Source organism: Vreelandella sp. GE22, assembly GCF_968212445.1.
Genome location: NZ_OZ309110.1, coordinates 3,652,356 through 3,664,845, shown reverse-complemented (window position 1 = coordinate 3,664,845; position 12,490 = coordinate 3,652,356). Strand labels below are relative to the sequence as shown.

At 58.2% G+C, this 12,490-nt stretch carries 11 protein-coding genes; 6 read left to right on the top strand and 5 right to left on the bottom strand.

All coding sequences use genetic code 11. The annotated features are described in order from the left end of the window. Positions 1-57 precede the first annotated feature (57 nt). Both ACWHRL_RS17175 and ACWHRL_RS17170 read left to right on the top strand, forming a co-directional pair. A complete protein-coding gene (locus tag ACWHRL_RS17175) occupies positions 58-903 on the top strand; it encodes a sulfurtransferase (RefSeq protein ID WP_447894616.1) in 846 nt (281 codons plus the stop codon). Positions 904-1,347: 444 nt separating this feature from the next. Continuing rightward, positions 1,348-1,986, top strand: coding sequence for an Imm43 family immunity protein (locus tag ACWHRL_RS17170; RefSeq protein WP_447894615.1), 639 nt, complete (start codon positions 1,348-1,350; stop codon positions 1,984-1,986). A gap of 504 nt (positions 1,987-2,490) precedes the next feature. Here ACWHRL_RS17170 and ACWHRL_RS17165 read toward each other — a convergent pair. The 4 genes from ACWHRL_RS17165 to ACWHRL_RS17150 form a co-directional block, all read right to left on the bottom strand. Continuing rightward, positions 2,491-4,002 carry a YifB family Mg chelatase-like AAA ATPase gene (locus tag ACWHRL_RS17165; protein ID WP_447894614.1) on the bottom strand — a complete coding sequence of 504 codons (1,512 nt, stop codon included), beginning with the start codon at positions 4,000-4,002 and terminating at the stop codon, positions 2,491-2,493. A 145-nt stretch (positions 4,003-4,147) separates the two neighbouring features. After that, a complete protein-coding gene (locus tag ACWHRL_RS17160) occupies positions 4,148-5,008 on the bottom strand; it encodes an ABC transporter substrate-binding protein (RefSeq protein WP_447894613.1) in 861 nt (286 codons plus the stop codon). 127 nt (positions 5,009-5,135) lie between these two features. Beyond that, positions 5,136-7,265: a TonB-dependent receptor gene (locus ACWHRL_RS17155; protein WP_447894612.1), complete on the bottom strand. Its 2,130-nt coding sequence runs from the start codon at positions 7,263-7,265 to the stop codon at positions 5,136-5,138. Positions 7,266-7,483: 218 nt separating this feature from the next. Next, positions 7,484-7,876 (bottom strand): accessory factor UbiK family protein, encoded by a 393-nt coding sequence (locus ACWHRL_RS17150; RefSeq protein ID WP_447530270.1) that lies wholly within the window; start codon positions 7,874-7,876, stop codon positions 7,484-7,486. A gap of 335 nt (positions 7,877-8,211) precedes the next feature. On the opposite strand from ACWHRL_RS17150, the gene ACWHRL_RS17145 reads away from it, so the two are divergent. From ACWHRL_RS17145 to glnK, 3 genes are all read left to right on the top strand, one after another. Further along, a complete protein-coding gene (locus tag ACWHRL_RS17145; protein WP_447530269.1) occupies positions 8,212-8,550 on the top strand; it encodes a P-II family nitrogen regulator in 339 nt (112 codons plus the stop codon). A 77-nt stretch (positions 8,551-8,627) separates the two neighbouring features. Further along, positions 8,628-9,875 carry an ammonium transporter gene (locus tag ACWHRL_RS17140; protein ID WP_447894611.1) on the top strand — a complete coding sequence of 416 codons (1,248 nt, stop codon included), beginning with the start codon at positions 8,628-8,630 and terminating at the stop codon, positions 9,873-9,875. A gap of 205 nt (positions 9,876-10,080) precedes the next feature. Beyond that, positions 10,081-10,419: a P-II family nitrogen regulator gene (gene glnK, locus ACWHRL_RS17135; protein ID WP_227389979.1), complete on the top strand. Its 339-nt coding sequence runs from the start codon at positions 10,081-10,083 to the stop codon at positions 10,417-10,419. A 191-nt stretch (positions 10,420-10,610) separates the two neighbouring features. On the opposite strand, the gene ACWHRL_RS17130 is transcribed toward glnK, so the two are convergent. Then, positions 10,611-11,387 (bottom strand): ferredoxin--NADP reductase, encoded by a 777-nt coding sequence (locus ACWHRL_RS17130; protein ID WP_447530267.1) that lies wholly within the window; start codon positions 11,385-11,387, stop codon positions 10,611-10,613. Positions 11,388-11,559: 172 nt separating this feature from the next. Between ACWHRL_RS17130 and ACWHRL_RS17125 the strand changes: the two genes are divergently transcribed. Next, the gene (locus tag ACWHRL_RS17125) at positions 11,560-12,486 is read left to right on the top strand and encodes a LysR family transcriptional regulator (RefSeq protein WP_447894610.1); all 927 of its coding nucleotides are present in this window, start codon (positions 11,560-11,562) and stop codon (positions 12,484-12,486) included. Positions 12,487-12,490: the final 4 nt, after the last annotated feature.

The window sequence follows — 12,490 nt, the reverse complement described above, 5'->3', positions numbered from 1 at the left end:
CGCGGTGCCCGGTGAGCGTTGTATAGTCAATGTACCAACCAACGGGAGCTTCCTTTCATGTCCGATATTCTGCTCGCCGCCTCACATCTTTGGGATCGTTTGAACGGTGACGCACCGCCCAAAGTGCTGGATGCCTCGCTACCCAATAGCCCTATCGCGGCTTACGTCGCGCAGGATGACCGTAAAATCCCCGGATCGCTCGAATTCGATATCGAACAGGTTTTTTCCGATCCCAACGGGGCGTTTCCCCATACGCTGCCCGCCCTGGAGAGCTTGCAAGAGGCGTGCAGAAAGCTCGGCCTGGCGCCCGAGGACGACATCGTCATCTACGATAACCGGGGCGTTTACTCCTCACCGCGGGCCTACTGGCTGCTGACCCAGGCAGGCTTTACCAACGTGAGCCTGCTCGACGGCGGCTTGCCCGAGTGGCTGGCCCAGTCGCTGCCGGTTCAGCAGGGCTATACGAAGCCGAAGCCGCTGGCCGCACCGCCGGTACTCAAGGCCAATAGCAGCGTGATGAGCGTCGATGACGTCAGCACCAATATTGCAAAGCCGCGCTTCAAGCTGGTGGATGCCCGAAGCGCCGAGCGCTTCTCCGGCGCAGCGGCCGAGCCCCGCCCCGAGCTTCCCAGTGGGCACATTGCGGGATCACATAACCTTCCCTTCACGGAGGTTCTGGAAAAGGGCCACTTCAAGAGCCCGGAAGAGATCTCAAGGCTCATGCTCGGCCAAGCGCTCTCCCCGTCGGATCACCTGACCTTCAGCTGTGGCTCCGGTATTACGGCCTGTATCCTCTGGGTCGCGGCCGAGCTTGCCGGTTACGAACACCTTTCGCTGTTCGATGGGTCCTGGACGGCGTGGGTGATGAGCGGGCGCTACGCAGAAGATACACCTCGCGGCTAACGTAACCCTCAGCCGCCTTTCAAGAGCCGGTCCAACTGCCGGTAGCCGATGGCTTCGATCAGGTGCGGCTGAGTGAATAGCTGTAATAAGACCGAGGGTACGTAATCAATAACCTCCGGCTAGGTAAAGATTGTAAATACTGTTTCAATTTTTATACCTGACAAGAGAACTTCACTAGATATTATTAAAATTTATATCTTAGAGTATTTTAGTTATAAGTAGCTTTGATTGCAAAAGTAGTTGAGCCGCTCCAATGGCCAATATTATGAAGCGATAGAGAAAAATTATCTTTTTAAAAGTTCTTATAGTTATTTATATCAAAATGCCACATAGACATAAATGCCATGAAAATATAAGATTCACCCAATATAGAATAACAAATTAAAAAAATAAACTATTGATTATGAAGACTTTTTAAATTTCCTCTATGCCTATGGAGATATCATGAATCCTCAGACTTTAGAAACCTCTGTTTGGGCTTCGTACGTATTTACAAACTCACAAAAAGTATTTCACTTCGACAGCGATGATTCTCTGATTGATCAAGAATCCGCAGCGAAGGTAAGGACAAATATTTCGAAAGGTTTATATGTTCCCAGCGATCAACTCCCTTCGAAAATGTATTGTGGAACCAAACAGGCTCCAAAAAAACTCCCTAATGTTTTTCATGGGGCAGGGTACTGTATAGTGTCGAATAAAATCGCGAAAATTCTTGAACTTTTTGAACTAGGGCGCACACGATTACACCCCGTAGAACTATATCACCATGATCAAGAAACTCAAATAGAAGGTAAATACTTCTGTTTAATTTTCAGTGAAAGAAAAGACACCTTCCTTCCTGAATATTCTCCTAAAGTTGATAGACATCCATATGTAGAAGGTTGGACGCCATCCCCAGCTGGTATTAAAGAAGCTATTGCTTTAAGTGATAAAGCATTGAATGGCTTGGACATCTGGATAGAAGATACCATATGGAATGTTTTCTTTATGAGTGATGAAATTTACCAGTCGTTGCTTAAAGAGAATCTAGCGAATTCTTTTGATTTAGTACGGTGCCGCGTCATTGGCGAAGTTGCTGTTTAAGCACATCATTCGGAGCAATAGCAATGACTAAAGACTTATCTCATTTCTTTGACATACATCACATAATCCCCGTAGAAATTTTCAATATAACAGATATTAGAGAGGGTCTCGAAAAAATTTTTGGGCCTAGTTATCTGGATTTACGAGACACTGAATCAAACAAAATTGCACTTTACAAAAACGCCTTCCACCCTGCTAGTTCGGAGTAAGCTATAAGGTTAAGCTGTCTTCTTTGCGAAGTTACAGTTTTGTTCATACAATGCTGTCTTCTTTTGTTAGTCTAATAAATAGCTCTATAGATTTTTATAGATTCATTCCGCTTGGTAGCTTTATAGGAGTGATTAAAGCCGGCAGGATTGGCTTAATTGAGCCCAAAAAGTTTGGGTAGAAAATGCTAAGCCAGAAAAATAAACTCCTTTTTCCTTAAAGAGCACCCTCTCGATTTAACCCAATCCAGCTCGTCTTAACCTAATTCCACTCCGGAAAAATTAGCTCCAATGACCCTCATCCGCCCTTCAAGAGCCGGTCCAACTGCCGGTAGCCGATGGCCTCGATCAGATGCGGCTGGCCGGGTTTGGGTTCGCCCTGTAAATCCGCAAGTGTTAGCGCCACGCGCAACACCCGGTGGTAGGCCCGCGCCGAAAGTTTGAGGCGCTCCAGCACCCCGGCAAGCCAGGTGCGTTCTTCGTCGTTTAAATCGCAGGCGGCTTCCAGGGCCTTGCCGCTGAGCTGGCTGTTGAGCGCGCCGCGCGCCATCTGACGCGCTCGGGCCGCCATCACGCGCTCGCGCACCGCCTCAGATGATTCGCCCTGGGTCTGGGCGGTGAGCTGCTCCGGCGGAAGCGCCGGTACTTCTACCTGCAGGTCGATACGGTCGAGAAGCGGGCCTGAAAGCCGCGCCTGATAGCGCTGGATCTGGCTGGCGGTGCACTGGCAGCGGCTGCGTGGATCGCCCAAATGCCCGCAGGGGCACGGGTTCATGGCGGCCACTAACTGGAACCTGGCTGGATAACGGCGCTCGTGACTGGCGCGTGACAGATGAATTTCCCCGGTTTCCAGGGGCTGACGAAGTACTTCCAATACACTTCGCGAGAACTCCGGCAGTTCGTCCAGAAACAGCACGCCCATGTGGGCAAGCGAAATTTCGCCGGGTTTGGGTTTCGAGCCGCCGCCGACCAGCGCGGCGGCGCTGGCGCTGTGGTGGGGTTGGCGAAAGGGGCGCTGGCCCCAGTCTGCCTCTAGTGCCAGCCCGCATACCGAGCGCACCGCGGCGACCTGTAGGGCGTCGTCTTCACTCAGTGGCGGCAAAATACCCGGCAGGCGGCTGGCCAGCATGGTTTTGCCGGTACCCGGCGGGCCCGCCAGCAACAGGTTGTGGCCCCCGGCGGCGGCGACTTCCAGCGCCCGGCGCGCCTGGTGCTGGCCGCGCACGTCACAAAGGTCCGGCGCCGGGTTCTTTGCCTTCGGCGGAGCCGGCAGCACGTGGGGCGTGATGCGGGTTTGATCCAGCAGATGAGCGACCACCTCCCAAAGCGACGCGGCGGGCAGCACTTCCAGACCGTTACCCGCAAGGGCGGCCTCGTCGGCGCAGGCGTGGGGCACGATCAGCTTGCGCCCGGCGGTTTTAGTGGCCATTGCAAACGGCAGGATACCGGGCACCGGGCGCAGCTTGCCGTCCAGGGCTAGTTCACCGGCGCACTCGATGTCTTCCAGGGTATCGACCGGCAACTGGCCGGAGGCGGCGAGAATGCCCAGCGCGATGGGCAGATCGAAGCGCCCGCCCTCCTTGGGCAGATCCGCCGGGGCCAGGTTCAGGGTGATGCGCCGGGTGTTGGGGAAATCGAAGCCCGCGTTGACCAGCGCGCTTCGCACTCGCTCGCGGCTCTCCTTCACGGCGGCCTCCGGCAAGCCGACCAGGGTCAGCCCCGGCAGGCCGTTGGCCAGATGCACCTCGACCTGCACCGCCGGGGCGTCAAGCCCTACTCCGGCACGCGTATTGACAATGGCAAGCGTCATCCCCGCCCCCTGTGCAGATGTCTAATTTTTCTTTTGGAAATTAAACTTAACGTATTTGGCACGTGCTGGGTAGGCGCCAGGGGAAATTAGGGGCAAGTCAAACGCAAATCGTTTAGCCGAGAGGGCGACGCGGTCGGGTGGCTGTTCACTCGCTATGCGACAGCGCCGCGACAAGCTCCCGAGCAAAGCGCTGGGCCGAGGGCATCGCCCCGAAGCTCCATACCGGTGCCAGGCGAATGACGTGGTCGTTTTCGATGGCGGGCAGGTGCTGCCAGAGCCCGCTCCGGGCGAGCGCGTCTTCCACCCCGGCGGGGATCGGGTCGATGATCAGCAGCGTCGCCTCAGTATGGCGCGCGAGCGCCTCGACCCCGACCAGTGAAAACCCCCAGGCGTTGGTCCCTTCCTGCCAGGCATTCTCCAGGCCCAGCCGCTCCAGTACCGCGCTGTAGAGGCTGTTCGCGCCAAATACCCGCACGTGGCGGGCGTCCATGAACTGAATCATCAAAAGCGGCGGCGTGGCCGTCGGGACGTCGCTGCGCAGGCTTTCCAGCAGTGCTTCGGTGTCGTCGACCAGCGCGCGCGCTTGCGCCTCGCGCCGGGTCCGCTCGCCCAGGCGGTGGGTGAAGTCGATGATCTCCTGCCAGGTGTCCGCGCCCGGCGAGTAGAGGGGAAGTGAAGTGACGGGAGCGATGCGCTCAAGCTTTGGCGTCAGCCCTTCGAACATGGGCGATATCAAAAAGCCTTCCGGCGGCGACTGCGCCATCAGCTCGAAATTGGGCTGCTGGCGAAGCCCCAGGTCGGTGACGTCATCGGGAATGCGCGGCTCGCCGACCCAGTCGTGGTAGGCGGGGATCTGGGCGACGCCGCTGACCGGGGCGTCGATCGCCAAAAGGGTTTCGGCAATGGTCCAATCGAGGGTGGCCCACTGGGCCTGGGCGGTCAACGGCAGCAGGCCCGCTACGAAGAGCAGGCCGCGAATGAAAGTCGTGGTGGCGTTAGAGCGCATGACGAGGCGTCGCTTGAAGAGTCAGCCGGTATTTAAACGATAATCGTTCTTGCGTGCAAACCACGCCGCGCTAAAACGCCCAGCCGCTAGCCTGGACGAAACGCGGACGTGGCTTTTGAGCTGCGCTCTAGTACTCCAGCGACCAGCCCAGAGTGAACGTACGCCCCCGGGCCTGGTAGTCGTAGAGATACTCCGGCCCATAGTTGGGCGAATAGAAGCCCACGGCGCGCTGGCCCCAGGGTGTGGAGTACTGCTTGTCGGTCAGATTGCTGATTCCCAAACTCAGGGTGCCGATATCGGTCTGCTGGCTTCCGATCACATCGAAGGTGGTAAAGCCGTCGATGCTATCGCCCTCGGCGTCTTCGTACTGGCGGGCGTGGCTGCCCTGAAGGCGCAGCGTGCGCGCGTCATCCTGCCAAGCCACGTGGGCGGTCAGGCTGTCCTGGGAGGGGTAAGGGGCCACGGTAATACCGCGATCTTGCCAACTGCCGTCTACCTTGCGTTCGGAGGCCAGCGCGTGCAGGGTGCCGCCCACTTCCCAGTGGTGGCCGATGAAGCGGGTGAGCGAGGCTTCCAGGCCGTAGTCGCGGCGGTCGTCGTCGATCTGGGTCACATTGAGATCGTCGTCGAGCTCCATGGCGGTGTCCGACCAGGCGTAGTAGACCGCCGCTTGGGTTAACCAGTCGCCGCCCTGGTAGCGCCAGCCAAGCTCGACTTGCCGGGTCTTGATACCGTCCAGCGGGTTGTCCGCCACGGTTTGCCCGGCGCGGCCATAATACTTGGACGGGTCGGGCAGCTCGAAGCCCTCCGAGTAGCCCAGCCAGCTCTGATGGCCGTTGTCGAAATCATACAGGGCACTGGCGTTATAGAGCGTGACGTCGTAGTCGCTGGAACCGCCGGGCACGTCGTTGAAATCGTCGATGTCCACGTCCATGCGCTGATGGCGAATGCCGCCGCTAAGCTGAAGCTGATCCGTGGCCCACCACTCGCTTTGGGTAAACAGCGCCAGCGTGTCGATATCGAAACCCGGATAACGAGGCGCGACGCGATCGGCGCGCTGTACGAGCCCACCGGAGCTATCGCTTGCGGAGCGATCGAAACGCATCTGCGAGGCGTCAAACGACTCCCGGTCCAGGTCCGCGCCGTAGGTCACATTGAGATCGTCGTTTGGATCTGCCGAGAACAGCGCCTTCAAGCCGCTAAGCTGGGTGTTCTGCTGAGAGGCGGCGAAGTAGTAACCGCCGTCCTGAGCGGCGTAGGGGAAGGGGTAAAAACTCGATTCCTCCTCCCGATGAAACGCCTGCAGGTAGAAATTCTGATTCAAAAGGTCGGCGTGGTGGTAGCTTGCGCTGATCATCCTGCGGTCGGTACGCGGTTCGCGATCCGCGGTGAAGCCGTCGCGGATATCGGCGCCGTCGAGGTTCGGCGTGGGGGCGGCCAAATTCGGGTAGTAGACGCCGCGGTTGCCCTCTTTGCCGGAGTCATAAAGCTGCCCGCTGAGCATCAGCGTCTGTTCGTCGTCAAGCTCGACGCGTAGGTTGCCGAGGATATCCAGCTGGCGATTGTCCTGCAGGTCGCTTTGCGCGATATCGGGGAAGATTTCATCGCCCCCGGCGTCGTACTGGCGGCCGTTTTCCATCAGGGATACGCCAATGCGGCCCTGTACCGTTTCATTACCGCCGCTGGCCGACTGGGAAAGGCGCCGGTCGAGGTCGTGGCGCGTGTTGAAGCCACTGGTGACGCTCGCCTGGGTCTCGAAGTGGGGGCCGCCGCGCTCGCCTTGCTTGGTGATGATGTTGATCAAGCCGCCCGTGGCGCCACCGCCGTACAAGCTGCTGGTGCCCGAGAGCACCTCGACGCGCTCGATATTGAACGGGTCGATGGCGTCGAACTGACGCGACAGACCGCGGGAGTTATTCAGCGATACACCGTCGATGAGCACCTGAACGCTGCGCCCGCGCATGTTCTGCCCTGCATTAGTGCGCCCCTGGGGGCCGAAATCCAGCCCTGGCACCAGCCGGCCCAGCGCCGTTTTCAAATCACCCCCGGCGTTGATCTGCTGCTGCAGCTCGGGCCCTTCGACCACGTGTACCGCCCCCGGGATCTGGCTGATTTGGGTGGGCGTGCGTGAACCGACTACCACCAGCGTGTCCTGGGCCACGGGTTCCGCGTTACTGGTCGATTGGGATTGAGAAAGGGCCATCAAGGGGAAAGTACCGCTCAACAAAGCGGCGCTCAGGGCGACATAGCGAGTCATGAGTGATCCAGAAAGCAGATTGTTATTGATAGAACGCCGTTCATCGACGCTGCAAAGCGCAATGATAGGTGTTCTCATTTTTTATATCAATCTGTGTGGATCGTCGCTTCGAACATCAACGTGCCCGCGCGGCAAAGGGGATAAGCCGCGCGTCGCTTTTAGGATGATTGCCCTAAGATGCTGTTATAAAAGACTTCTCAAGGGCTTCTTGCAACGAGCTACTCGCCCAGATCGTCCACCGAGCCCGTGGCATCCTTGGCCGCCTTGGCGGAAGAGGCGCGGGGCTTGGGCGTCTTTTTGGCGGGCTCCTGGGGGGCCGGCGTGGTCTGCGCCTCGGCTTCCATGGGCGTTGCCTTATCGGCCTGGCTTGCGTCGATCGAGGCTTCCAGGTTGGCCACCTGGCGCTCCAGGGCTTCGACCCGCGAGCGGGTGCGTTGGAGCACATCCATTAGAATATCGAAGTCTTCCCTGGACACCAGCTCCATGCGATCAAACGCGCCGCGCATGACTTGCTGCACGCCTTTTTGAATGTCTTCCGGTGCGTGAGAGGCATTTTGCAAGCGGTCGCCAATCTGCTGTGCGAGTCGGCTAATGCGGTCTTGGGTCGCCATGGCTATCTCCTGATACGAACGCATAAATGTGAACGGCTTTCTCGTAAGGATACGCAACCCAAGCGAAATACGCATGTTTCACGTGCGTTTGGGCGGCGACTTTTTTGGTTGCATCAAAATGAAGCGATGTGGTTTGGCGGGCGCACTCCTATAGTGCGCCCGCTTTGCCATGCACCGGGTTAGCGCATGGCAAAGCGCGCGGTTTACCTTGGCTTCAGGCTTAAGTAGCTGATTTATTATTTAAATTTAATGAATGGCACGGTATGCGCATTATCGAGGCAAGGCATTAATTTCAGGCGGCGGCGCCGCTATTTATCCAGCAGGGGAGCTCCGGGATGAAACTCATCACCGCTATCATCAAGCCATTCAAGCTCGACGATGTTCGTGAAGCACTTGCCGATAACGGTGTGCAGGGGATCACGGTGACCGAGGTAAAGGGGTTTGGGCGTCAAAAAGGCCATACCGAACTTTATCGCGGCGCCGAGTACGTCGTGGATTTTCTACCCAAGGTCAAGGTGGAGATCGCCGTCGACGACGATCGCCTGGACAGCGTGCTCGATGCGATTTGCAGCGCGGCGAACAGCGGCAAAATTGGCGATGGCAAGGTGTTCGTCACGCCCCTTGAAGACGTCATTCGTATTCGTACCGGCGAGCGCGGTGCCGACGCCGTATAACCCGAACCAATAAGTCACACGGCGATTTTGTGAGCATTTTTGCTTGATACAACGTTTTAGTAGACGGGGAACGACTCATGAACGAGGTAACCAATCTGAGCTACGCGCTCGATACGTTTTACTTTTTGATTTGCGGCGTGCTGGTCATGTGGATGGCTGCCGGCTTCTCAATGCTGGAAGCCGGTATGGTGCGCTCCAAGAACACCGCGGAAATTCTAACCAAAAATATCGCGCTGTTTGCCATCGCCTGCACCATGTACCTGCTGGTGGGCTACACCATCATGTATTCCAGTGGTGAAGGCGGCTTTTTGCCAAGCCTGGGCTTTTTGATTGGCGCTGAGAATGGCGTTGACGCCGTACTGAATGGTGGTGAAGACGCGCCCTACTACGCTATGCGCTCTGACTTCTTCTTCCAGGTCGTGTTCGTGGCGACCGCCATGTCGATCGTCTCCGGCGCGGTGGCCGAGCGCATGAAGCTCTGGGCGTTTTTGGCCTTTGCCGTGGTGATGACCGGCTTCATCTACCCGGTTTCAGGCTACTGGACCTGGGGCGGCGGCTGGCTGGACGCGGCCGGCTTCTCCGACTATGCCGGCTCCGGCATCGTGCACATGGCCGGTGCGGCCGCCGCACTCGCGGGCGTGCTGATTTTGGGCCCGCGTAAGGGCAAGTACGGTCGTGACGGCGCCATTCACGCCATTCCTGGTGCCAACATGCCACTGGCCACACTCGGTACCTTTATCCTGTGGATGGGCTGGTTTGGCTTCAACGGCGGCTCGGAACTCAAACTGTCGGATGTCGCCTCGGCCAATAACGTCGCCCAGGTGTTCGTGAATACCAACGCCGCCGCCGCCGCTGGCGTGCTCGCCGCGCTGGTACTCGCCAAGCTGTGGTTCCGTAAGGCAGATCTCACCATGGCGCTCAACGGGGCGCTGGCAGGGCTCGTCGCGATCACCGCCGACCCGCTTTCTCCCACCGCGGTGGGGGCGGCCACTATTGGCGCCGTGGGTGGATTGATCGTCGTGGCGGCCATCGTCACACTCGATAAGCTCAAGCTGGACGATCCGGTCGGTGCGATTTCGGTGCACGGGGTCGTGGGCATCTGGGGCCTGCTCGCCGTGCCCTTGAATAACGGTGACGCCACCTTCGGCGCGCAGCTGATCGGCATCGTCGGTATCTTCGGCTGGGTCTTCGCGGCAAGCCTGGTGGTCTGGCTGGTGCTGAAAGCCCTCATGGGCATCCGCGTCAGCGAAGAGGAAGAGTACGAAGGCGTGGATATCGCCGAGTGCGGCCTGGAAGCCTACCCGGAGTTCAGCGTCAAGAAATAACCAAAGCGGTCCTTTTACAACGATGTGGCATATACAACGATGTGACATTTACAACGACGCAACATAGTGAGCTTACGGCCTCCCCTCGTGGGAGGCTTTTTTATTCTCTGGCGGTAGCGGTGTATGCTTGGGGTAGCGAGCAACGGTTTTGTCGTTGTGAACGTCTGCCCCACAACAATCGGACAGCAAGCGAGAGGATGTCACCATGAAACTCATATCAGCCATTATCAAGCCGTTCAAGCTTGATGACGTACGCGAATCCCTCTCGGACATCGGCGTGCAGGGGATTACCGTAACGGAAGTCAAAGGCTTTGGCCGTCAGAAAGGCCATACCGAGCTTTACCGCGGCGCCGAGTACGTGGTGGATTTTCTACCCAAGGTGAAGCTGGAAGTGGCTGTCGACGACGAGCTCGCCGAACAGGTCATCGAGGCCATCACCCAAGTAGCGAATACCGGCAAAATCGGCGACGGCAAGATTTTCGTCATGCCGCTGGAGCAGGTCATTCGTATCCGTACCGGCGAAACCGGCAAGGATGCGGTTTGAGTTAGTGAAGGGCCATTAGTGAGTGGTGAATAGTAAGTTGTGAGTAGTAAAAAACCCCTGCGGAGTATCTCCAGCAGGGGTTTTTTGTTGGTATCGCGATGAAGGTGGCGCCGAACATCACCATTCACCATTCACCATTCACCATTCACCATTCACCATTCACCATTCACCATTCACCATTCACCAGCCCATCACTTCTCGACAAACGCCCGCTCGATCACGTAGTCGCCGGGTTCGCCCATGCGCGGCGAGATATTCAAGCCCAGCTCGTCGAGCAGCGCACTGGTGTCGTCGAGCATCGCCGGGCTTCCGCAGATCATCGCCCGATCCTGGCGCGGGTCGATGGGCGGCAGGCCCGTGTCCTCGAAGATCTTGCCGCTGCGAATATGGTCGGTCAAACGGCCCATGGTGTGGAACTCTTCCCGGGTCACCGTGGGGTAGTAGACGAGCTTCTCGGCGATCTCTTCACCCAGGTATTCGTGAGCGGGCAACTCCTTGGTGATGAAGTCGGCGTAGGCAAGCTCCGAGACTTCGCGCACGCCGTGAACCAGCACGATTTTTTCGTAGCGCTCGTAGACTTCCGGGTCCTGAATCAGGCTCATGAACGGCGCCAGGCCCGTGCCGGTGGAGAGCATGTAGAGATTGCGCCCGGGCAGCAGGTCGTCGCACACCAGCGTGCCGGTGGGCTTACGGCTCACCATGATCTGGTCGCCCACCTGAAGGTGCTGAAGGCGCGAAGTGAGTGGGCCGTCCGGTACCTTGATGCTGAAGAATTCGAGGTGGTCTTCATAGTTGGGGCTGGCGATGGAGTAGGCGCGCATTAGCGGTTTGCCGTCCACTTCCAGACCGATCATGACGAACTGGCCGGTCTTGAAGCGCAGGCTGCGCTCCCGCGTGGTACGAAAGCTGAACAGGGTATCGTTCCAGTGATGGACGCTCAGCACGTCTTCCAGGGCAAACTTGCTCATGACAACTCCTTGGGTGCGAATGACGACGCGAGTAAGGACTCATTCGCATTTCATATTCTCAAAAAGAATAAGAGCGGTTAGGTATGTTGCCGCCAAGTCTAAACAGCAAGCGCATATCTGTTAAGTCAATTATACTGATAAACGTTATCCGTAAAATCGATATAGGCCGGGTATGCACTATACGTTACGCCAGCTCGAGGTCTTCGTGGCCGTGGCCCAGCACGAAAGCGTCTCCCAGGCGGCGCGGGCGCTTGCCATGTCTCAATCCGCCACCAGCACGGCGCTCACCGAGCTCGAGCGCCAGTTCGACTGCCAACTGCTCGACCGGTTGGGCAAGCGGCTGAAGCTCAACGCCCTGGGCTTTCAACTACTGCCCAAGGCGGTGGCGCTTCTGGACCGGGCCGAAGAAGTGGAGGAGCTTTTGCGCGGCCAAAAGGGGGTAGGCGCGCTCGAAGTAGGGGCCACACTCACTATCGGCAACTATCTGGCCACGCTTTTGATCAGCGACTTCATGCAGCGCTACCCCGGCAGCCGGGTGCGGCTGGCGGTGCGTAACACGCGCCATATCATCGAAGGGGTGCGCCAGCACTCGCTGGATTTGGGCTTGATCGAAGGGCAGTGCGACGACGAGATGATCGTCAGCCAGCCCTGGGTCGAGGACGAACTACGTGTGTTCTGCTCACCGCGACACCCGCTTGCCGGGCGCAAGCATCTGGAACTCGAGCAGCTTTTACGCGAGGACTGGATCATGCGCGAAGAGGGTTCGGGTACGCGCATGACCCTCGAACATGCCGCCCGCCACCGGCGCAGTCGTTTCAACACGCTGTTGGAACTCGAGCACACCGAGGGCATCAAGCGTGCGGTGGAGTCGGGCCTTGGCATCGGCTGCGTCTCGCGGCTTGCGCTGCGCGACGCCTTCCGGCGGGGAAGCCTCGTCGAGCTGCCCACACCGGAATTGGATTTGAAGCGCCAGTTCACCTTCATCTGGCACCGTCACAAGTACCTGACCACCGGCGTGCGCGAGTTTCTGCGCCTGTGCCGCGAGATGACCGCCGGTGCTAGCCGCAGCGACGATATCGAGCTACCGCCGGTGCCCTAGAAGG

Coding starts and splice junctions, on each gene's coding strand:
- ACWHRL_RS17175 (WP_447894616.1), top strand. CDS start 58: ATGTCCGATATTCTGCTCGCCGCCTCACATCTTTGGGATCGTTTGAAC.
- ACWHRL_RS17170 (WP_447894615.1), top strand. CDS start 1,348: ATGAATCCTCAGACTTTAGAAACCTCTGTTTGGGCTTCGTACGTATTT.
- ACWHRL_RS17165 (WP_447894614.1), bottom strand. CDS start 4,002: ATGACGCTTGCCATTGTCAATACGCGTGCCGGAGTAGGGCTTGACGCC.
- ACWHRL_RS17160 (WP_447894613.1), bottom strand. CDS start 5,008: ATGCGCTCTAACGCCACCACGACTTTCATTCGCGGCCTGCTCTTCGTA.
- ACWHRL_RS17155 (WP_447894612.1), bottom strand. CDS start 7,265: ATGACTCGCTATGTCGCCCTGAGCGCCGCTTTGTTGAGCGGTACTTTC.
- ACWHRL_RS17150 (WP_447530270.1), bottom strand. CDS start 7,876: ATGGCGACCCAAGACCGCATTAGCCGACTCGCACAGCAGATTGGCGAC.
- ACWHRL_RS17145 (WP_447530269.1), top strand. CDS start 8,212: ATGAAACTCATCACCGCTATCATCAAGCCATTCAAGCTCGACGATGTT.
- ACWHRL_RS17140 (WP_447894611.1), top strand. CDS start 8,628: ATGAACGAGGTAACCAATCTGAGCTACGCGCTCGATACGTTTTACTTT.
- glnK (WP_227389979.1), top strand. CDS start 10,081: ATGAAACTCATATCAGCCATTATCAAGCCGTTCAAGCTTGATGACGTA.
- ACWHRL_RS17130 (WP_447530267.1), bottom strand. CDS start 11,387: ATGAGCAAGTTTGCCCTGGAAGACGTGCTGAGCGTCCATCACTGGAAC.
- ACWHRL_RS17125 (WP_447894610.1), top strand. CDS start 11,560: ATGCACTATACGTTACGCCAGCTCGAGGTCTTCGTGGCCGTGGCCCAG.